The organism is Mesorhizobium sp. 131-2-1, assembly GCF_016756535.1.
Lineage (GTDB): Bacteria > Pseudomonadota > Alphaproteobacteria > Rhizobiales > Rhizobiaceae > Mesorhizobium.
Map to the genome: position 1 here is coordinate 3,408,142 of NZ_AP023247.1, position 20,072 is coordinate 3,428,213.

General features: G+C 63.9%; 16 protein-coding genes. 10 read left to right on the forward strand and 6 right to left on the reverse strand.

The window, feature by feature from the left end; translation table 11 throughout:
• Positions 1-6 precede the first annotated feature (6 nt).
• From aroQ to JG743_RS16405, 3 genes are all read right to left on the reverse strand, one after another.
• Complete coding sequence (gene aroQ, locus JG743_RS16395) at positions 7-441, reverse strand: type II 3-dehydroquinate dehydratase (protein ID WP_202302343.1); 435 nt, start codon at positions 439-441, stop codon at positions 7-9.
• 145 nt (positions 442-586) lie between these two features.
• Complete coding sequence (locus JG743_RS16400; protein WP_202302345.1) at positions 587-1,393, reverse strand: DsbA family protein; 807 nt, start codon at positions 1,391-1,393, stop codon at positions 587-589.
• Between the two features lie 60 nt (positions 1,394-1,453).
• Positions 1,454-2,863 (reverse strand): M48 family metalloprotease, encoded by a 1,410-nt coding sequence (locus JG743_RS16405; protein ID WP_202302347.1) that lies wholly within the window; start codon positions 2,861-2,863, stop codon positions 1,454-1,456.
• Between the two features lie 134 nt (positions 2,864-2,997).
• Here JG743_RS16405 and JG743_RS16410 point away from each other — a divergent pair, with 134 nt between their 5' ends.
• On the forward strand, positions 2,998-4,146 hold the full coding sequence (locus JG743_RS16410) for a pyridoxal phosphate-dependent aminotransferase (protein ID WP_202302349.1): 1,149 nt from the start codon (positions 2,998-3,000) through the stop codon (positions 4,144-4,146).
• A 10-nt stretch (positions 4,147-4,156) separates the two neighbouring features.
• The gene (locus JG743_RS16415) at positions 4,157-5,086 is read left to right on the forward strand and encodes a glutaminase (protein ID WP_202291571.1); all 930 of its coding nucleotides are present in this window, start codon (positions 4,157-4,159) and stop codon (positions 5,084-5,086) included.
• A gap of 144 nt (positions 5,087-5,230) precedes the next feature.
• Here the strand turns inward: JG743_RS16415 and JG743_RS16420 are convergent, their stop codons facing one another.
• A complete protein-coding gene (locus tag JG743_RS16420) occupies positions 5,231-8,191 on the reverse strand; it encodes an Rne/Rng family ribonuclease (protein ID WP_202291573.1) in 2,961 nt (986 codons plus the stop codon).
• A gap of 648 nt (positions 8,192-8,839) precedes the next feature.
• Between JG743_RS16420 and JG743_RS16425 the strand changes: the two genes are divergently transcribed.
• The 7 genes from JG743_RS16425 to JG743_RS16455 all read left to right on the forward strand — a co-directional run bounded on the left by JG743_RS16425 (position 8,840) and on the right by JG743_RS16455 (position 17,028).
• Complete coding sequence (locus JG743_RS16425; RefSeq protein WP_202291575.1) at positions 8,840-10,099, forward strand: N-acetylmuramoyl-L-alanine amidase; 1,260 nt, start codon at positions 8,840-8,842, stop codon at positions 10,097-10,099.
• A 211-nt stretch (positions 10,100-10,310) separates the two neighbouring features.
• Positions 10,311-12,767 (forward strand): penicillin-binding protein 1A, encoded by a 2,457-nt coding sequence (locus JG743_RS16430; RefSeq protein ID WP_202291577.1) that lies wholly within the window; start codon positions 10,311-10,313, stop codon positions 12,765-12,767.
• Between the two features lie 127 nt (positions 12,768-12,894).
• A protein-coding gene (prfB, locus tag JG743_RS16435) for a peptide chain release factor 2 (RefSeq protein ID WP_202291579.1) occupies positions 12,895-14,026 on the forward strand; the annotation gives its coding sequence in 2 pieces (ribosomal slippage) (positions 12,895-12,960 and positions 12,962-14,026; 1,131 coding nt in all).
• Between the two features lie 450 nt (positions 14,027-14,476).
• On the forward strand, positions 14,477-14,854 hold the full coding sequence (locus tag JG743_RS16440) for a hypothetical protein (RefSeq protein WP_202291581.1): 378 nt from the start codon (positions 14,477-14,479) through the stop codon (positions 14,852-14,854).
• A 150-nt stretch (positions 14,855-15,004) separates the two neighbouring features.
• Positions 15,005-15,373 (forward strand): GFA family protein, encoded by a 369-nt coding sequence (locus JG743_RS16445; protein ID WP_202291583.1) that lies wholly within the window; start codon positions 15,005-15,007, stop codon positions 15,371-15,373.
• Positions 15,374-15,527: 154 nt separating this feature from the next.
• Positions 15,528-16,178, forward strand: a complete 651-nt coding sequence (locus JG743_RS16450) for an OmpA family protein (RefSeq protein ID WP_202291585.1) — start codon at positions 15,528-15,530, stop codon at positions 16,176-16,178.
• Between the two features lie 253 nt (positions 16,179-16,431).
• A complete protein-coding gene (locus JG743_RS16455) occupies positions 16,432-17,028 on the forward strand; it encodes a hypothetical protein (protein WP_202291587.1) in 597 nt (198 codons plus the stop codon).
• A gap of 69 nt (positions 17,029-17,097) precedes the next feature.
• Here JG743_RS16455 and JG743_RS16460 read toward each other — a convergent pair whose 3' ends face one another.
• Complete coding sequence (locus JG743_RS16460; RefSeq protein ID WP_202291589.1) at positions 17,098-18,681, reverse strand: DEAD/DEAH box helicase; 1,584 nt, start codon at positions 18,679-18,681, stop codon at positions 17,098-17,100.
• A gap of 191 nt (positions 18,682-18,872) precedes the next feature.
• The gene (locus JG743_RS16465; RefSeq protein ID WP_202291591.1) at positions 18,873-19,646 is read right to left on the reverse strand and encodes an NAD kinase; all 774 of its coding nucleotides are present in this window, start codon (positions 19,644-19,646) and stop codon (positions 18,873-18,875) included.
• Between the two features lie 252 nt (positions 19,647-19,898).
• Here JG743_RS16465 and JG743_RS16470 point away from each other — a divergent pair, with 252 nt between their 5' ends.
• Positions 19,899-20,063, forward strand: coding sequence for a hypothetical protein (locus JG743_RS16470; protein ID WP_202291593.1), 165 nt, complete (start codon positions 19,899-19,901; stop codon positions 20,061-20,063).
• Positions 20,064-20,072 lie beyond the last annotated feature (9 nt).

Below are 20,072 nucleotides of genomic sequence, written 5' to 3' on the forward strand. Positions count from 1 at the left end.
GGCCGGTCACAGGCGTGCCGCCAGCGCCTGCAGCGCGAGCGTGTAGCCGAGCGGCCCGAACCCGCAGATCATGCCGACGGCGACCGGCGCGACCATGGAGACGTGGCGGAACGGTTCCCGCGCATGGATGTTGGAGAGATGGACCTCGGCGACGGGCAGCGGCGCGACTGCGCGGATGGCGTCGTGAATGGCAATCGAGGTGTGGCTGTAGGCGCCCGGATTGATGACGATTGCGGCGGCCTTGTCGCCGGCTTCATGGATCCAGTCGACGAGGTCGCCCTCATGGTTCGACTGGCGGAAATCGATCTCCAGCCCAAGCTCGGCGCCCGCCTTCTTGCAGTCCTCGGCGATGGCGGCAAGCGTCTTGCCGCCATAGATGCCCGGCTCGCGCTTGCCGAGCGCGTTGAGATTGGGACCGTTGAGGACGAAAACCGTTTTCAAGAATGCCGACCTTTCCCGGCGCCGGCCCCAAGCCGGCGCACTGGGCCTCTATAATGGGCATAGACGCCCGCGAAAAGAGCGCAAGTGCGTTCTTTCGCTGTCCACAGCGGGCGCAAAGTCGCCCGCCGCAAGGGCTTGGAGCCGATCAGAGCGCGGCCTTCGCCGCCTCGATCTTTTCGGCCAGGACATCCTTGCCGAGCGCGCCGAACACTACCTCGTTGCCGACCACATAGGAGGGCGTGCCGGTGATCGACAGCTTGGTGGCAAGATCATAGGTCCGCGACAGCGCCTCGTTGATGCTGGGGTCCTTCATCTTCTCGCGCAGCTTCGCCTCGTCGGCGCCAAGCGAGACCGCGATCTTGATGGCGATCGACTCGGTGGCTCGGCCTTGGCCGCCGAGCAGCGCGGTGTGGAACTCGCCGTATTTCTCCGGCATCATCAGATGGAAGGCCATGGAGACGACGCTGGCCTTCTGCGAATCCGGGCTGAGGATCGGGAATTCCTTGAGCACGAAGCGCAGGTCGGGGTCGGTCTTGGTCAGCGCCTGCATGTCCTCGATGGCGCGTTTGCAGAAGCCGCAATTGTAGTCGTAGAACTCGACGATGGTGACCTTGCCGCTCGGATTGCCGACGATGCCGTCGAAGGCCGAGTTGAAGATCTCGTCCTTGGCGTTCTTGATGACGCCAAGGGCGGCAATGCGCTGCTCTTCCTTCTGCTTGGCCTCCAGCGCTTCCTGCACCTCGAGCAGCACTTCCGGATTCTTAAGGAGGTAGTCGCGGATGATGCCCTCGACCTCGGTCCGGTCGATCTTGGTGTCCGAGGGCGCGGCGGCCTGGACGACCTGCGCCGTGTCGGCCTTGGCCGCCTGAGGGCTGCCGGCGACGAAGCCGACCGCCAGCATGGCAAGGGCGGCCACCGCGCCCGTCGTGCCAAGCAAGATTGCCTTGTTCATGATCCTCGATCCCTTTTGCCTGTTCCGGTCCGCTTCCGTCGCCCGAAGCGGCCGGAAGGTTCACTTGCGTTTGCCCGGAGGCGCGTAGTTTATGATATCCTGGGCGCGAAGCCAGCCCGGCTCGCCACGCTTCATGTTCTTCTGCGCGCGCATGGCGAAGATCTTCGCGTTCTGGTAGTCGCCTGAGTAGAAATGGCCTTCAGCCGTGGCGAGGTCCGCCGCCGGTATGTTGCCGAGCTCGCCATAGGCCTGCGCCAGATAGCGGTAGCCTTCGGCGTTCTCCCTGTCGCGCGCGAGACCGTTGCTGATCTGCGTTACCGCTTTCTTGAGCGTTTCCGGCGTGCCGACCGCCATCAGCGCTTGGCCAAGCGAGACCGGCAGCAAGCCGGATCGCGCCGGATCGAGGCTGACCGCCTTGGCGTAGGCGTCAGCCGCATCCTTCGGCTTGTTGGCCTTCATCAATATGTCGCCGCGCAGTTCCTGGAAGTAGGGGTTCTTCGGCTGTTCCTTGATCAGCGCGTTGGTCTTGGCGAGGCCCTGGGCCAGATTGCCATAGAGATAGGCGAGCTGCGCTTCGCCATAGCGCGAGGCAAGGCTGCCTGGGTTCTTGCGCATCAGCCGTGTTGCGGCGGCCTGACCTCCCACATAGGCGGCGATCTTGACCCGCATCATGTCATGCCGCTGCTGCAGCGCCGGCGGGTCGACATTGCCGACATAGGGGCTCTGCTTCACCAGCACTTCGAGATTGGCGATGCGCTCCTGCGGCATCGGATGGCTGATCCGGTAGGGATCGACTTGGGCGCCGGACAACGACAGCGCGTTCTGGAATCGGGAAAAGGTCTTCAGCATGCCCATTCCGGACTGGCCGGTGGCGTTGAGATAGGTCATCGCCGAGCGGTCGGCGGTCGTCTCTTCGGTGCGCTGATAGGCGAGGATGCTGCGCTGCGCCATCTCGCCGCCGCCCGCCGCAACACCCATGCCGGCGCCGGCCAGCCCTCGGCTGTTGGTGGTGGCGCCGGCAACGATGGCGCCGGCGCCGAGCAGCGTGGCGATGATCGCCATGGTCTTGGCGCGCTCAAGCTGGTCGCGCAGCTTCTGCTGATGGCCGCCGGCGATGTGGCCGGCTTCATGGGCGATGACGCCGATGATCTCGTTGGGTGTTTCCGCCGTCATCAGAGCGCCGGTGTTTATGAACAGCCGGCGCCCGGTGACGAAGGCGTTGAAACTGGAGTCATTGACCAGCACGATGTCGATGCCGTCATTGGCGAGGCCCGCCGCCTTGAAGATCGGCCGCGCATAGTCGCGCACCAGCGCCTCGATCTCGGCGTCGCGCACGATGGGGACGTTTTGCGCAAATGCGCTGACCGAGCCGGAGACGGCGACGGCGGCCGCAAGCAAAAGCGTGGCGAAGCCGCGCGCGGTCCTTGCAACGGTCGATCTGGCAGTGGTCGATCTGGGTCGGCTCAACATGACAGGTCCACTGGTAGACGAGCGGGCGGAGGATGAAAAGTCGGCACCGAAAACTTCCTGCGCTTGTGATCCCCACATCAATCGGGCATTTGTGCGGCGCGGCCAGGGCGGATCCTGGCGTGTTGGATTTGAAAATGGTTGTTTCGCTTTCGCGCCGCGGCGAGGTCGAGCCGTTCCACGCCATGGATATTCTGGCCGAGGCCAACCGGCTGAAGGCGACCGGCGTGCCGGTGGTTTCGATGGCGGTCGGCCAGCCGTCCGACCCGGCGCCGGCCGGCGTGCGGCTGGCCGCTGCCAATGCCCTGAAGGTCGGCCGCATCGGCTACACCGACGCTCTGGGTCTGGCCGATCTGCGCCAGGCGATCGCTGCGCACTACGCCGAGCATTACGGAATCGATGTCCCGGCGGCGCGAATCGCCGTCACCACCGGATCGTCCGCGGCCTTCAACCTGGCTTTCCTGGCGATGTTCGATCCCGGCGACCGCGTCGCCATCGCCGCGCCCGGCTATCCGGCCTACCGCAACATCATGGCCGCGCTCGGTATCGAGATCGTCGAGATCGAACTCGGCAGCGATGCCTATCTCCATGCCGAGCATCTGAGGACCGCGCATCGCGAAAAGCCGCTGAAAGGGGTGCTGTTCGCCAGTCCGGCCAATCCGACCGGCGCGGTGATCCCGGCCGACGAGCTTGCCGCGCTGGTCACGACAGCGGAGGATCTCGGCATCGCTGTGATCTCCGACGAGATCTACCACCGGCTGGCCTATGCGGCGCCTGACACGACCGCGCTCGCCTACGGTTCGGACGTGACGGTCATCAATTCCTTCTCGAAATACTATTGCATGACCGGCTGGCGCATCGGCTGGATGGTGCTTCCGGAACAATTGGTGCGTCCCGTCGAGCGCATCGCCCAGAGTCTCTACATATCGCCGCCGGAACTGTCGCAGATCGCCGCGATCGAGGCGTTCAAGGCGACCGAGGAGCTGGAAGCGGTGAAGGCGCGCTATGCCTGGAACCGCGAGCTTTTGATGAAGCGGCTGCCGGAGCTCGGCTTTGCGCTCGCGGCACCCATGGACGGCGCCTTCTACGCTTTTTGCGACGTCACAAGGCATACCAATGACAGCATGGCCTTCGCGCGCCGGATGCTTGCCGAGGCGCATGTGGCGGCGACGCCCGGCCGGGACTTCGATCCCGTTGCAGGGCATCGCACGATGCGCTTTTCCTATGCCGGCAGCCACGACGACATGGTCGAGGCGATGGCGCGCATCGAGCGCTGGCTGAAGTAGCGGGGAGGTCATGCCGGAACTCGAACAGGCGCTTGCCGAAGTCGCCGCCGAAATGGCCGAGCGCACGGATCGCGGTGATGTCGCGACCTATATTCCGCAGCTTGGCAAGGTCGACCCGAAGAAGTTCGGCATGGCGGCCGTTACCAATGACGGACGCGTACTGCTTGCCGGCGACGCCGAAGAAGCCTTTTCCATCCAGAGCATTTCCAAGGTGTTCACGCTGACGCTTGCGCTCGGCAATGTCGGCGATGCGCTGTGGCAGCGTGTCGGACGCGAGCCGTCGGGCAATCCGTTCAACTCGATCGTCCAGCTCGAGCACGAGAACGGCATTCCGCGCAACCCGTTCATCAACGCCGGCGCCATCGTCGTCTCCGACATATTGCTCGCCGGCCACCAGCCGCGCGAAGCGATCGGCGAGATCCTGCGCTTCATCCAGTTCCTGGCCGACGACGACACCATTATCATCGATCGCGAGGTGGCGGCCTCCGAGCGCGCCACCGGCTACCGCAACTTCGCACTTGCCAACTATATGAAATCCTTCGGCAATCTCCACCATGCGCCAGAGCTGGCGCTGGGCGTCTATTTCCACCATTGCGCCATTGCCATGAGCTGCCGGCAACTGGCGATGGCCGGCCGCTTCCTTGCCAATGGCGGCAAGAACCCGGCGACCGGGCATTCGGTGGTGTCGGCCGAGCGGGCGCGCCGCATCGGCGCGATGATGCTGACCTGCGGCCACTATGACGGATCCGGCGATTTCGCCTTCCGCGTCGGCATCCCCGGCAAGAGCGGCGTCGGTGGCGGCATATTGGGGATCGTGCCGGGGGTGGCTTCGCTAGCGGTCTGGTCGCCTGGCCTCAATGCCAACGGCAATTCCAAGCTCGGCTCGATCGCGCTGGAGAGGCTGGCGAAGATGATGAACTGGTCGATCTTCGCACCTTAGGGCTGCCGATATCAGCTTATGCCGGCCTGACTTTAACCTCGCCAACCCTTGGACCACGGCAGCATAACCACAAAAAAATCCCGCGCCGTTTTGACGACGCGGGATTTGTTTTGGTCAAAAAATTACTCCAAGCCACTGAAAAACTTAGAAGAAACCCTTCCGCTGCCACCAACCGGCGCGCTTCGGCTTGTCCTCGGTTTTTGCCTCATCGGCAACGCTCGACGAGACCACCGGCACGGCCGGAGCGTCCGGCGAGACGGGTTTGCGCCTGGTCGGGCGGGCCGGCTCGTCCTCGGACGCGGCCGGAGCAGCAGGCGCCGCCTCGACCGGAGCCGGGGTTTCAATCGTTGCCTCCGGCACGGCCTCGGCTACCGTCTCCGCGACAACTGCCTCCGCGGCCTCCGCGACCTTCTTCGATCTCGAGGCACGCTTGGGCTTCTTCGGCTTTTCGGCGATGGGCGCGTCGTCATTGGCGGAAGCTGGAACGACCGGTTCCTCGACGGGCGTGGCTGTCACGGTTTCGGCCGCGACGGCTTCGCTTTCCGACGCGACGCCCTCGACGCCGTCGGCCTCTTCGCCGGCAGTTGCGTCGGCCACGCCTTCATCCTCTTCGCGGCGATTGCGCTTGCCGCCGCGCTTGCCGCGCCGGCGCTTCTTGCCCTGACCGTCTTCCGCTGCCTCGGCCGTGTCGACAATGCCGACCGGAGCTTCGTCGCCCGCTTCTGCCTCGTCGCTTGCAACGGCGGAAACGCCGTCCGCCGACGCCGGCGCGGAAACGGCCCCGGCATGGGCGCCGTGCTCGCGATCGCCGTGTTCGCGATCGCGATCCTTGCCGCCGCGCCGCCGGCGGCGCTTGCGGCGCTTGCGGTCACGGCCTTCGCCGTCCTCGCCGACCCTCTGCTGCTGCGGCTGCTGCTGGGACTGGCGCGGTTGTTCCGCCTGGGCGGGCGCCTCCTCTTCGTCCTCGATGACGATCTCGTCCTCGGGCTCCTCCGGCTCGACATAGGCCGGCAGGCTGCGCACTTCGACGAAGCCCTCCGGCTTTTCGGCGATCGCGCCACGGAAGATCGCATAGTGCTGAGCGCCGACCGTGTCGTCGGCCTCGATCGTGATGGTCAGGCCGAAGCGGCTTTCGAGTTCGACCAGCGTGCCGCGCTTGTGGTTGAGCACATAAAGCGCGGTCGGGGCCGGCGTGCGGACCGTGATGTGGCTGCGCGAATCCTTGAGAAGGAATTCCTCGATCGCCCTGACCACCATCAGCGCAACCGAGGAGTCTGAACGCACATGGCCGGTGCCGCCGCAATGCGGGCAGGGCTTCATGGTCGATTCCAGCACGCTGGCGCGGATGCGCTGGCGCGACATCTCCATCAGGCCGAAATGCGAGATGCGGCCGACCTGGATGCGGGCACGGTCGTTCTTGAGGTGATCCTTCAGCCGCTTCTCGACGGAGCGGTTGTTGCGGTTCTCCTCCATGTCGATGAAGTCGATGACGATCAGGCCGGCAAGGTCGCGCAGCCTGAGTTGCCGGGCGACTTCCTCGGCGGCTTCCAGATTGGTGTGGAGCGCGGTGTCCTCGATCGAGTGCTCCTTGGTGGAACGCCCCGAATTGACGTCGATGGAGACCAGCGCCTCGGTCTGGTTGATGATGATGTAGCCGCCGCTCTTCAGCGTCACTTGCGGCTGCAGCATGCGGTCGAGTTGCGCCTCGATGCCGTTGCGCACGAAGATCGGGGTGGTGTCGCGATAGGGCTGAACCACCTTGGCGTGGCTCGGCATCAGCATGCGCATGAAGTCCTTGGCCTCGCGATAGCCGTCCTCGCCGGAGACCAGGATCTCGTCGATATCCTTGTTGTAGAGGTCGCGCACCGAGCGCTTGATCAGGCTGCCTTCCTCGTAGACCAGGGCAGGGGCCGTGGACTGCAGCGTGAGGTTGCGGACGTTTTCCCAAAGCCGCATCAGATATTCATAGTCGCGCTTGATCTCGGCCTTGGTGCGGCTCTCGCCGGCGGTGCGCAGGATGACGCCCATGCCCTGCGGCACTTCGAGGTCGGCGACGACTTCCTTCAGCCGCTTGCGGTCCTGGGCGTTGGTGATCTTGCGCGAAATGCCGCCGCCGCGCGCCGTGTTCGGCATCAGCACCGAATAGCGGCCGGCGAGCGACAGATAGGTGGTAAGCGCGGCGCCCTTGTTGCCGCGCTCTTCCTTGACCACCTGGACCAGAAGGATTTGACGGCGCTTGATGACTTCCTGGATCTTATACTGGCGGCGCACCGGCTTGCGGCGGTTGCGCACCTCTTCAAGTGCATCCTCGGCGCCGACCGATTCGATCTCGTGGTCGTCCGGATGCGAGGACTGCACCTCTTCCAGCATGCCGCGATCGTTGTCGCTGGAGGTGGCTTCACCGTTCTGTTCGGCTTGCGGGACCGATTCCGAAATCACGTCGGCTTCGACGCTGGCGGCGATCGAGGTAGGGCCGCCCCTGGACGTTTCGCCATCGTCGTCCGCGGTGGCATCGTCGCCATGCTCGGCGGTTCCGTGGTCCTGGCCGCCATCCTGCGAGCCGGCATCGGCATCGCTGGACTGGATCTCGATGGCCTCGGCGATCGTCTCGACGATGTCTTCGCCGCTTTCGCCGGCAGCCTCGCCGCTTACGACCTCTCCGGCGCTGTCGCCGGGCTCCTCGGAACCGGCGACGCTCGGCTCGCGCTTGTGCTCGCCACGGTCGCGGTTCTTGCCGCCGCGCCGGCGGCCGCGCCGGCCGCGATCGCGGGCCTGGTGCTCATCGCCGTCGCCGTCCTCGTCGTCTTCGTCCTCGGCCTCCTGCGCTTCCGCGCGCAGCAGCGCCTGACGGTCGGCGACCGGGATCTGGTAGTAGTCGGGGTGGATTTCACTGAAGGCGAGGAAACCGTGACGGTTGCCGCCATACTCGACAAAAGCTGCCTGAAGGGACGGTTCGACGCGCGTTACGCGGGCGAGGTAGATGTTTCCTTTGAGCTGCTTCTTGTCCTGGGATTCAAAGTCGAATTCTTCAATACGGTTACCGCGAATGACGACAACGCGTGTTTCCTCCTGGTGGGAGGCGTCTATCAGCATCTTGTTGGGCATTATTTCGTTTCCTCCCGGCAGCCGCCAGCCGCAGCTTGCGGGGCAAAGCCCGCTGCTTCGGTCCTGGAACGTGGGTGCCGGACAATTGAACGTCCGCCGGCCGCCGCTTGAGCGCCATGGCGGTGCCGCCCGCAGCCACAATGGCGCGGTTTGATGCGGACCTTTCCATGATTGCGCTTGAAGCCATTGGCACCAGCAGAACCTTTTGAACCAAAGCCCGGACGAACCGGACCAGCTTGTTTGCTCATACAGAGCCGGCACGGGACGACCCGGCCGTTTTCCTCACGCAAGCGATTCCCCCGCCACGGGCGCACGCCTGCGAAATTCGTCGCGATCACCTGAAGCCTTTTCGCTTGAAGCGAAAGGAGCCGCCTTTCATCTGACCTGTAGCAGGAAGCTGCGGAGGAAGCGGTTCCAGGATTGCAGTGATCCACCATCGCTTTTATGATTTGGCGGCAGGGAAGGCAACCCCGATTTCGGATGCCGGCAAAAAGGAGTTCCCTTAGGGAAGCCAGGCCTTCAATTCCTTGCGCGAAAAGGCTTGGTTAACCTTCTCTGGATACCAATCGTTAATCGAGTTCGTGGCCTGACCGGCACTTCGATGCAATGACCGGCGCCTGGCGCCAAACCGGGAGCGACTGGAAAGAGATGGGACTGGCAGGCATCGCAAACAAGGATCGTTGCGCCGCCCGGTCTGCCTTGCATCTTGCCTGCGCGCTTTTGCTGATGGCGGTTCTGCTTGTTTTTTCAGGCGTTTCGCACGCTGGCGATGCGCCGCTCAGCGCCACCGGCTACAAAATGGCGGGCGATGCCACCAAGATGCGCATCGTCATGACCTTCGACCGCGAGCCCGACGTCAAATGGTTCCTGCTGCGCGGCCCCAATCGCCTGGTCGTCGACCTGCCGCGCACCAGATTCGCCATCGGCGCCAAGGATGCGAAGGCGCGCGGCCTGGTCCGGGCCATACGCTACGGCGATCAGGGTGAGGGGTCGCGGCTGATCCTCACCGGCAAGGGGCCGTTTTCGGTCGACAAGCTCGACGTGCTCAAGAACGACGACGGCAGCGGCTACCGCATCGCCATCGACATGTCGGCGGCTTCGGCGCGGGAATTCGATGCCGCGCTCGCCAACCAGGCGTTGACCACCGGCTCGACGGTTTCAACCGACAAGGGCGGCAGGGTCGGAACCGGACCGATCTCCAATCCGGGCCATCGCTTCACGGTCGTCATCGATCCCGGCCATGGCGGCGTCGACGGCGGCGCAGAGGGCCTCAACGGCACCATCGAGAAGAACGTCACGCTCGCCTTCGCCACCGAATTGCGCGACAAGCTCGTCGCGGTCGGCAAGTACGATGTGTTCATGACCCGCGAGACGGACGAATTCCTGCGGCTGGACGACCGGGTGCGCATCGCGCGCCAGCATGAAGCCGACCTCTTGATCTCGATCCATGCCGACACGATCAGCGTCAAGGGCATCCGCGGCGCAACCGTCTACACCGTCTCCGACAAGGCCTCCGATCCCGAGGCGCAGGCGCTCGCCGACCGCGAGAACCTCTCCGATCAGTTCGCCGGCATGGAGATCAAGAACGACAACAAGGAAGTGACCGACATCCTGATCGACCTGATCCGCCGCGAGACGCACAGCTTTTCGATGAGCTTTGCCCATACGCTGGTCGGGCAGCTTTCGACCAGCGTCGGCCTGATCAACAATCCGCAGCGCTCCGCCGGGTTCAAGGTGCTGAAGGCGCCGGACGTGCCGTCGGTGCTGGTCGAACTCGGCTACCTCTCCAACGCCAAGGACGAAGCACAACTGCTCAGCGCCGACTGGCGCGGCAAGGCCGCGCAGAGCATAACCAACGCCGTCGCGCTGTTCGCTTCAGCCAAGGCCGGAACGGCGACCGGGGGCTGACATGGCTGCCGCCTGCAACCAGAGGCAGCGTTGCACGACGACAACACCCGGCGCTATTATTTCCCAAGAGGGAGCCCGAAAACCCGGTGCTGCCGTATTTTGTCCACATGGTGGCGACATGGGTTTTCCATTGCGGATTGGGACCGTCCCGGAAGCTTGCGCCATAGGCGGCTTCGTTTAGGAAATTCCCGAACCACGGACTGGAGCGGGCATGATTCGTCTCATCGGCTATTTCTTCGGCATCGGCACGACGCTGGCCCTTATCGTGGCCGCCGGCGTGGCGATCTACATCAGCCATCTGGCGAAGGATCTGCCCGACTACGAGGTGCTTGCCAAATACGAGCCGCCGGTGACGACGCGCATCCATGCGTCGGACGGCTCGCTGATGGCCGAATATGCGCGCGAGCGTCGCCTCTATCTGCCGATCCAGGCGGTTCCGGATCGCGTCAAGGCCGCTTTCCTGTCGGCCGAGGACAAGAATTTCTACAACCATCCCGGCATCGACGTGACCGGTCTCGGCCGCGCCATCATTGTCAACCTGCAGAATTTCGGTTCGGGCAGACGCCAGGTCGGCGCTTCGACGATCACCCAGCAGGTGGCGAAGAACTTCCTGCTCACCTCGGACCAGACGTACGAGCGCAAGATCAAGGAGATGATCCTGGCCTTCCGCATCGAGCAGGCCTATTCGAAGGACCGCATCCTCGAGCTCTACCTCAACGAGATCTTCTTCGGCTTCGGCGCCTATGGCGTGGCGGGCGCGGCGCTGACCTATTTCGACAAGTCGGTCAACGAGCTCACGGTGGCGGAAGCGGCCTATCTCGCCTCGTTGCCGAAAGGCCCCAACAACTATCACCCGTTCAAGCATGCCGACCGCGCGCTGGAGCGCCGCAACTGGGTGATCGACCAGATGGTCGAGAACGGCTACGTGACGCGCGAGGAAGGCGACAAGGCCAAGGCCGAGCCGCTCGGCGTGACGCCGCGCCGCAACGGCTCATACCTGTTCGCGGGCGAGTATTTCACCGAGGAAGTGCGCCGTCAGATCATCGCCCGCTACGGCGAGAATGCGCTCTACGAGGGCGGCCTTTCGGTGCGCACGACGCTCGACCCGAAGATCCAGCTCATCGCGCGCAAGGCGATGCAGAACGGGTTGCTGAAATACGACACGCTGCGCGGCTATCGCGGACCGGTGACCCACATCGATGTTTCCGGCGACTGGGGCGTGCCGCTCGGCAACGTCAAGGGGCTGGAGGACGTGCCCGAATGGACGCTCGCCGTCGTGCTCGACAGTTCCGACACTGGGCTCTCCATCGGCCTGCAGCCGGCGCGGCAGGTTTCGGGCGACATCGTCAAGGAGCGCGTCGAAGGCACCGTCAGCAAGGACGACATGGGATTTGCCATGCGTCACATTGTCGACGGCAAGAGCGTCAAGGCAAAATCGCCGGCGGATGTGCTGCAGCCCGGCGACGTCATCTATGTTCAGAAGAACGACGGTTCGGACAGCACCTACAGCCTGCGTCAGGTTCCGGAAGTGGAAGGCGGCCTGGTCGCCATGGATCCGCACACCGGTCGCGTACTCGCCATGGTCGGTGGCTTCTCCTACGCGCAGTCGGAGTTCAATCGAGCAACCCAGGCGATGCGTCAGCCGGGCTCCTCGTTCAAGCCGATCGTCTATTCGGCCGCGCTCGACAATGGCTACACGCCGGCCTCGGTGATCATGGACGGTCCGATCACCATCCAGAGCGGCAACACGACATGGACGCCGAAGAACTATGACGGCACCGTCGCCGGTCCGGCGACATTGCGTTCCGGCATCGAAAAGTCGCGCAACCTGATGACGGTTCGGCTCGCCAACGACATGGGCATGAAGCTGGTCGTCGAATATGCCGAGCGCTTCGGCGTCTACGACCATCTGGCACCCTACCTGCCGATGGCACTCGGCTCCGGCGAGACGACCGTGATGCGCATGGTGTCGGCCTATTCGATCATGGCCAATGGCGGCAAGTCGATCAAACCCTCGCTTATCGACCGCATCCAGGATCGTTACGGCAAGACCGTGTTCAAGCAGGACGAGCGCGGCTGCGAGGGCTGCAACGCGGCCGAATGGAAGAACCAGCCCGAGCCGGAGCTGGTGGACAATTCCGAGCAGGTGCTCGATCCGATGACCGCCTACCAGATCACCTCGATGATGGAAGGCGTCGTGCAGCGCGGCACCGGCGCCACCATCGCCGAGCTCGGCCGTCACATCGCCGGCAAGACCGGCACGACCAACGACGAGAAGGATGCCTGGTTCATCGGCTATACGCCGAACCTCGTTGTCGGCCTTTACATGGGCTATGACACGCCGAAAGGGCTTGGCAAGGGCGCGACCGGCGGCGGCCTCGCGGCGCCGATCTTCAAGGATTTCATGCGCGTGGCGCTGGACGGCACGCCCAATATCGACTTCCAGGTTCCGGAAGGCATGAAGCTCATTGCCATCAACCGCAAGACCGGCATGAAGGCCGCCGAAGGCGAGGCTGGCACGATCATCGAAGCCTTCAAGCCAGGCACCGGCCCGGCCGATAGCTATTGGGTGATCGGCATGGGAGCCGACGGTTCGAACGGCGCCGGCGGCGCGCTGTCGCCGCAAGCCACGCAGGCCATCCAGGACGGCGGCGGCGGACTCTACTGACGTCTCCGAGGCTACGGAATGGCCGGCTGAACACAGCCGGCCATTATTGCTTTACAGGCGGCGGTGCCGTGCCTATGTATCGCGCCTATCCCGGACAGAACCAGACAACAGGACAGAACTGGCAGCCATGCGCGCGGAAACGCAGAACATCGTCGACGAGATCAGGCAGGCGATAACCCTGCTGAGGAGGCATCTTTGACTGGGACCAGGCCATCAAGCGGCTTGAGTACCTGAACGTCCGCGCCGAGGATTCCAGCCTCTGGAACGAGCCGCTGGAAGCGCAGAAGCTGATGCGCGAGCGTCAGGGTCTCGAGGAAGGCATCGCGGCGGTCAAGGGCATCACACAGGCGCTGGAAGACAATATCGGCCTGATCGAGCTTGGCGAGGAAGAGGGCGACGAAGGCGTCGTCGCCGAGGCCGAAGCGGCACTGCGCTCGATGCAGGGCGAAGCGAAGGCCCGCCAGGTGGAGACGCTGCTGTCGGGCGAGGCCGACGCCAACGACACCTATCTCGAAATCCATGCCGGCGCCGGCGGCACCGAGAGCCAGGACTGGGCCTCGATGCTTTTGCGCATGTACACGCGCTGGGCGGAGCGGCGGCGCTTCAAGGTCGAAGTGCTGGAAGTGCATGACGGCGAAGAGGCGGGCATCAAGTCGGCCACGGTGCTGATCAAGGGCCATAATGCCTATGGCTGGCTGAAGACCGAATCGGGCGTCCACCGGCTGGTGCGTATCTCGCCCTACGACAGCAACGCGCGGCGCCACACTTCCTTCGCCAGCGTCTGGGTCTATCCGGTCATCGACGACACGATCGAGATCGCCGTTTCCGAATCGGATGTCCGCATCGACACCTACCGATCGTCGGGATCGGGCGGCCAGCACGTCAACACCACCGATTCTGCGGTCCGCATCACCCATCTTGCGACCGGCATAGCGGTCGCCTGCCAGGCAGAGCGCTCGCAGCACAAGAACCGGGCCAAGGCCTGGGAGATGCTGCGCTCGCGCCTCTACGAGGAAGAGCTGAAGAAGCGCGAGGCGGTGGCCAACGCCACCGAGGCGTCGAAAAGCGAAATCGGCTGGGGCCACCAGATCCGTTCCTACGTGCTGCAGCCCTACCAGCTGGTGAAGGACCTGCGCACCGGCGTCGAAAGCACCAGCCCGTCGAGCGTGCTCGATGGCGACCTCGACGATTTCATGGAAGCCTCGCTGTCGCAGCGCATCGAAGGCGGGGCGGGCGAGGCGGTGGCGGACCTCGACTAGGATATGTTGGTGATGCCGGTCTGCGAATGACGGTCCCTTGCGCTTCCAGTGCGCGCATATCTTTAGTACCGCCCACATCTTCGTCGGTTCCAAGGCGAAATGGTTCACAGTTACCGACGACCGGCCGCAGTATGATGAGCATGTTCCCGGTTGAACGGCTGAAACCAGCTTCTTCCGAATCCCGTTGTCCGGCACCAGATCCGCTTCGCTAACGGCTCGTTAACCAAGCCGGCGCACGATTCTGGCTGCAGAGGGTGGCGTGGGGCGCGGCATTGCCGATGCAGCCGCTTCTTGCGCCGACCAAGGAATCAGCCCAGCATTCGGGCTGAGGGATAGAAGCATTTATGGCCGGACGCGGCGTATCTGCGACCTGACGATCCGGCCAGTGGGAAGACACGTTCCGGGAACGGGCAAGCAAAACGCTTGAAGCTCGTTTGAAAGGAACGTTCCATGTTTGCTGCCACAATTCGACTGGCCAGAGCCGTTGAACCGGTTGGCCGCTCCCTGTTTTTCCTGGCCGCGGCCGCGGTGGCCGCGATGCTGACGGCGCCTGCGTTCGCGCATGATGCCACGCCTACAGCGGCAATGCCGCAAGGCTGGAGCTATCCCTTCTCATGCTGCGCCAACTACGATTGCCGCACGACGCATACCGGCGAGGTCCTGGAGAAACCCGAAGGGTATGTGATCGCCGGCACTGGCGAGGTGGTTCCCATGACCGACAAGCGCATAAAGGACAGCCCGGACGGCGAATTCCACTGGTGCGCGCATCAGGCGGGACTCGATGCCGGCAAGACCATCTGCCTGTTCGTGCCGCCGCGCTCCTATTGAGGCGACGGGCATCCGACCTGCGGGTCAAGGGGCATCGGGCTTTCCAGTTTTGAGAGCGGCAGGCAAGCCTGCCGACAGGCAGTTGTCAGGAGCGCTTCTTTATGTTGCCTTGCCGCGGTGGGCCGGCGGGCAACGGAGAGGAATTCGTTCATGACCATCAAGGGAAGCTGCCACTGCAAGGCGACGACATTCGAGGTTTCAGAAGCGCCGCAAACAGTGACGCATTGCACATGCTCCTTCTGTTCGAAGCGCGGCTCGCTCTGGGCCTATTATGTGCCCGAGCAATTCAAGCTCACCAGCCCGCCCGAAAACGTCTCGTTCTACCGCTGGGGCTCAAAGACCGTAAAGCACGGCTTTTGCGCCACCTGCGGCTGCGGCACCTTCACCGAAACGCCCGATTGGTCGAGCGGTGAGCCGGACTTCGACCACCCGAAGGTCAGCGTGAATTCGCGCCTGTTCGACGATTTCGATCTCGACAAGGTCGAGGTCGTCGTCATCGACGGCAAGAATCTCTGGTAGGGGCACTGGCCGGAACAGCCGCGCGTGGCGACGATGGAAAAGCTTTGATTGGCATTTTGCCGTTCCGCTTTTCGCCGTATTTCATGCTACAAGACCGCCGGAAGGGCTGATATGGCGCGGCCGCAACGGCCGCGGTTTGGAGAGGGACTTTCTCATGAAAAAGACTGTGCTCGTCGCCGTGGCGACGGCTGTATTGGTGAGCGCTTGCACCACTACCGATCCGTACACCGGTGAGCAGAAGGTTTCCAATACGGCGGCCGGCGCGGGGCTCGGCGCGATCGCCGGTGCCGGGCTCGGGCTTTTGGCCGGCGGCAACGATCGCCGCAACGCGCTGATCGGTGCCGGTATCGGCGCGCTCGCCGGCGGTGCCATCGGCGCCACCATGGACCAGAACGAGGCTGAGCTGCGCCGCCAGCTCCAGGGCACTGGCGTCAGCGTCACGCGCACCGGCGACCAGATCATCCTCAACATGCCATCCGACATCACCTTCAACGTCGACCAGGACGCGGTGAAGCCCGGCTTCTATCCGGTGCTGAATTCGGTGGCGCTGGTACTGAACAAGTTCCGCCAGACCACGGTCGACGTTTTTGGCCACACCGATTCGACAGGCGGCGACGAACACAATTTCGACCTGTCGCAGCGCCGCGCGCTGGCGGTTGCCAATTATCTGTCGGGGCAAGGCGTCGATTCACGCCGCTTCGCCGTCACCGGCTTCGGCAAGACCCGTCCGGTCGCGTCCAATGCGACAACCCAGGGCCGCGCCCAGAACCGCCGGGTCGAGATCCAGCTTTCGCCGCTCACCTGAGTCGCCTGGCACCGAACATGAAAAAGCGGCCCCGAATGGGGCCGTTTTGCTTTGCGGGGCGTCGGCTGACCGAGATCACGACAAGTTGCTCTAAAATATTAGCTTTTTCTAATTAACACTTTCCCACAATCGTGGATAGGACTAGCATTGGCGCAGTTCCAGAGGGGACGGGGCGATATAGTTGGCCGCGCAGTCAGCATTTTCTTCCGCCTCGGTCTTGCACGGCCAGATCAGTAGGTTCTGGGAGGAATGCATGACAAGAACAGCTCACCTCGGCGCCCTTGCTTTGACGGGTCTCATCGGCGCCTGGCTCGGCGTGGCCACGGCTCAGGCCGAAGATGCCAACAAGGCTGACATCGACGCCTTGAAAAAGTCGCTCGCCAAATATGAGGACTACACCGCCGCCGTCCGCGACCTCTATCTGTCGACTGTCGGGTGTGTCTACTTTACCGGCGAAAAGATACCCGGCACGATGGACTATCCGAAAGGCGCCATGGGCATCCATTTCGTCAACGTTCCCAGCGTCGGCAAGAAACTCGATCCGATGCACCCCAATGTGCTGATCTACGAGCCGACCAAGAAAGGCCTGAAACTGGTCGGGGTGGAATGGCTGGTGCCGCTGACGCCGGACGTCAAGGAAGCACCTACGCTATTCGGCCAGAAATTCATGGGACCGATGGAGGGACACTATCCGCTCATTCCGAAGGAGTTCGTCCACTACGATCTTCACGCCTGGTTCAAGGACAACCCGAACGGCGTGTTCAGCCCGACCAACCCGACCGTGAAATGCAGCAAGGCCGAGTTCCCGATGCTGGAGAAACCGACCAAGATGATGCCGGGGCCGATGTAACAGGCCGCCGGCCATCAAACAAGGCAAGCCGGTGGGTCGGCTTGCCTTGTTAGAAACGGAAACCGAAAATCAGACCTTGGCGACGATCCGCATGAAGGCGGGCATGTCGTCGCCGAAGCCGACAGTCGTGTCGTTGTCTTCCTGGCGGCTGCGGGCAGGGCGGCTGTTGTCGCGCTGCGGCCGGGTGTCGCCACGTTCCTGCGCGCGCTGTTCCCGACGATCGGGTGGCGTCTTGCGCTCGGTGTTTTCGGAACGGATCGCTTCCTTGCGCGCACGCCGCTCGCCGATATCGGCGACGGCCGCCTCGGCCACGACCGGCTGTTCCTCGCGCGCCGCTTCGGGCGCAGCGTCTTCGGCGTGCCTGGCATGGCGCTCGCGCGGCTTGCGTTCGCCCTTTTCCTTGCGGTCTTCGTCCTTGCGGCCGGCGCGGCGCGGCGCGCCGCGGCCGCGGCGAGGCGCCTCATCCTCGCCTTCACTGGCGACCACCGTCGACAGGTCGCCGTCGTGCCATTCGATCTTGTTGCCGATCAGGCGCTCGATGGCGTCTATGTATTTGGTGTCCGACTTGGTGGCGATGGTAAAGGATTTGCCCGAGCGGCCGGCGCGGCCGGTGCGGCCGATTCGGTGGACATAGTCCTCGGCGTGGATCGGTACGTCATAGTTGAAGACGTGGCTGACATCGGGAATGTCGAGGCCGCGCGCCGCGACGTCCGAGGCGACGAGGTAGCGCAATTTGCCGTCGCGGAAATTGGCCAGCATCTGCATGCGCGCGCGCTGGTCCATGTCGCCATGCAGCGCGCCGGCATCGAAGTCATACTTCAGCAGCGAGCGGAACAGCTCGGAGACCTCGACCTTGCGGTTGCAGAAGATGATGGCGTTCTTCAGTTCGGCGTCTTCGGCCTTGATCAGGTTGCGCAACGTCTCGCGCTTGTCCCAGGGTTTCGGGCCGGACTTGACGAGCCGTTGGATGATGTTTGTGGCAGCCGACGCAGCTTTCGAGACCTCGACGCGCACCGGCGCATGCAGGAATTTTTCCGTCAGCTTGGTGATCTCGGGCGGCATCGTCGCCGAGAAGAACAGCGTCTGGCGGGTGAACGGGATCATCTCGCAGATGCGCTCGATGTCGGGGATGAAGCCCATGTCGAGCATGCGGTCGGCCTCGTCGATGACCAGGATCTCGACACCGTTGAGCAGGAGCTTGCCGCGCTCGCGGTGATCGAGCAGGCGGCCAGGCGTCGCGATCAGCACGTCGGCGCCGCGCTCCAGCTTCTTGTCCTGCTCGTCGAAGGAGACGCCGCCGATCAGGAGCGCGATGTTGAGCTTGTGGTTCTTGCCGTATTTAACGAAGTTCTCCTCGACCTGCGCGGCAAGCTCGCGCGTCGGTTCGAGGATCAGCGTGCGCGGCATGCGGGCGCGGGCGCGGCCCTTTTCGAGACGGGTGAGCATCGGCAGCACGAACGATGCCGTCTTGCCGGTGCCAGTCTGGGCAATGCCCAGCACATCCTTGCCCAGCAAGGCATGCGGGATGGCGCCGGCCTGGATCGGCGTCGGCTTGGTGTAGCCGGCATCGGTGACTGCGGAAAGGACCTTCGGCGACAGGCCGAGGTCCGCGAATGTCAACGCTTCTTGAGCGGTCTGGGTGTCTGAGGACAAGTGTTGGCTGTCTTTGGCTGGTTTGGGGAAGCGCAACGGCATCCGTCGCGGCAAGCGCCGCGCGCCTGCAAGATCGGCGTTGGAATTAGGCGCAAGCCCGCGATTTGTCAACAGAAACGGCCGGAAATGCTGCGATTGTGAAGACGTAAGCTTAATCGCGATGCTTAATCGGGCGTTGTCCCTGCGCCGGCTCAATAGCGGAACTGTTCGGCGAGGATACGCTCGTTCCACGAATGGTTGGGATCGAACAGCAGCGTGGCCGTTGCCGTCGGCGACTCCCGCACCGTCACCGAGGCCACCGCCTTCACTTCCGTATGGTCCGCGGCAGCGTTCACCGGCCGCTTTTCGGCCTCCAATATGTCGAAGCGCACGGTCGCCTTGTTGGAGAGCAGCGCGCCACGCCAGCGGCGCGGGCGGAACGGGCTGACCGGAGTCAGCGCAAGCAGAGGCGCGTCGAGCGGCAGGATCGGCCCATGCGCGGAGAGGTTATAGGCCGTCGAGCCGGCCGGCGTCGCGATCATCACGCCGTCGCAGTTCAGTTCCTCCAGCCGCACCTGCTCGTCCACCGTTATGCGGATCTTGGCCGTCTGATAGGACTGGCGCCACAGCGCCACCTCGTTGATCGCGAGCGCCGAGACCGTTTCGCCCTCGTGCGTCACCGCAAGCATCTCCAGCGGACGGATGGTTTCGGCGACGGCGGTGGCGATGCGTTCCTCGAGGCCGCCAGCGCGGTATTCGTTCATAAGGAAACCGATGGTGCCACGGTTCATGCCGTAGACCTTCTTGCCCGTGCTCATCGTGTCGCGCAGCGTCTGCAGCAGGAACCCGTCGCCGCCGAGGGCCACGACGATCTCGGCCTCTTCGACAGATGCCTGGCCATAATGCGATGACAGGCTTTCCAGCGCCGCCCTGGCGTCGGCGGTGTCGGACGAGACGAAGGCGAAACGGCTGGCGGCTTTGCTCATGGCTTTCCGATGACGACCGGCTGGCGGCGACCGGTTGCCGGGCCGCGCCAGCGCCGGGGTAGCATGGGCCGCCCGCATGTGCAAAGGGCGGTGGCGTTCGCCAATCGGCGCCAAAGGGGCCGCTCGCGCATTGTGTCGGCCGACGGGCGAACGTGATGGTTAAGACGAAGCTTAAGCTCTCGTAAAGCCGGATCGGTCATGTTAGCCGGCAGTGGATGGGTTGGTGGGGGCTAGCCAGTCGAGACCTGTCTATTGCCGGTGACACGCCTGATCATCGTCTTCCTGATGCTGGGAAGTTTTGCCCTCGTTTTCGCCGAGCTGGTGCGCCGCTCGGAGGATATGAGCTTCCGGCCAGCGCCGAGTGCCTCGCGCTGCGGCGACGCCGCGGGGACGCCCTGTCCGCAAAGGTCGCTGTAACATTCCTTC

Excerpts from the sequence above, each read along its gene's own strand:
- JG743_RS16400 (WP_202302345.1), bottom strand. The coding sequence starts at position 1,393 with ATGAACAAGGCAATCTTGCTTGGCACGACGGGCGCGGTGGCCGCCCTT.
- JG743_RS16405 (WP_202302347.1), bottom strand. The coding sequence starts at position 2,863 with ATGTTGAGCCGACCCAGATCGACCACTGCCAGATCGACCGTTGCAAGG.
- JG743_RS16410 (WP_202302349.1), top strand. The coding sequence starts at position 2,998 with ATGGTTGTTTCGCTTTCGCGCCGCGGCGAGGTCGAGCCGTTCCACGCC.
- JG743_RS16415 (WP_202291571.1), top strand. The coding sequence starts at position 4,157 with ATGCCGGAACTCGAACAGGCGCTTGCCGAAGTCGCCGCCGAAATGGCC.
- JG743_RS16420 (WP_202291573.1), bottom strand. The coding sequence starts at position 8,191 with ATGCCCAACAAGATGCTGATAGACGCCTCCCACCAGGAGGAAACACGC.
- JG743_RS16425 (WP_202291575.1), top strand. The coding sequence starts at position 8,840 with ATGGGACTGGCAGGCATCGCAAACAAGGATCGTTGCGCCGCCCGGTCT.
- JG743_RS16430 (WP_202291577.1), top strand. The coding sequence starts at position 10,311 with ATGATTCGTCTCATCGGCTATTTCTTCGGCATCGGCACGACGCTGGCC.
- JG743_RS16440 (WP_202291581.1), top strand. The coding sequence starts at position 14,477 with ATGTTTGCTGCCACAATTCGACTGGCCAGAGCCGTTGAACCGGTTGGC.
- JG743_RS16445 (WP_202291583.1), top strand. The coding sequence starts at position 15,005 with ATGACCATCAAGGGAAGCTGCCACTGCAAGGCGACGACATTCGAGGTT.
- JG743_RS16450 (WP_202291585.1), top strand. The coding sequence starts at position 15,528 with ATGAAAAAGACTGTGCTCGTCGCCGTGGCGACGGCTGTATTGGTGAGC.
- JG743_RS16455 (WP_202291587.1), top strand. The coding sequence starts at position 16,432 with ATGACAAGAACAGCTCACCTCGGCGCCCTTGCTTTGACGGGTCTCATC.
- JG743_RS16465 (WP_202291591.1), bottom strand. The coding sequence starts at position 19,646 with ATGAGCAAAGCCGCCAGCCGTTTCGCCTTCGTCTCGTCCGACACCGCC.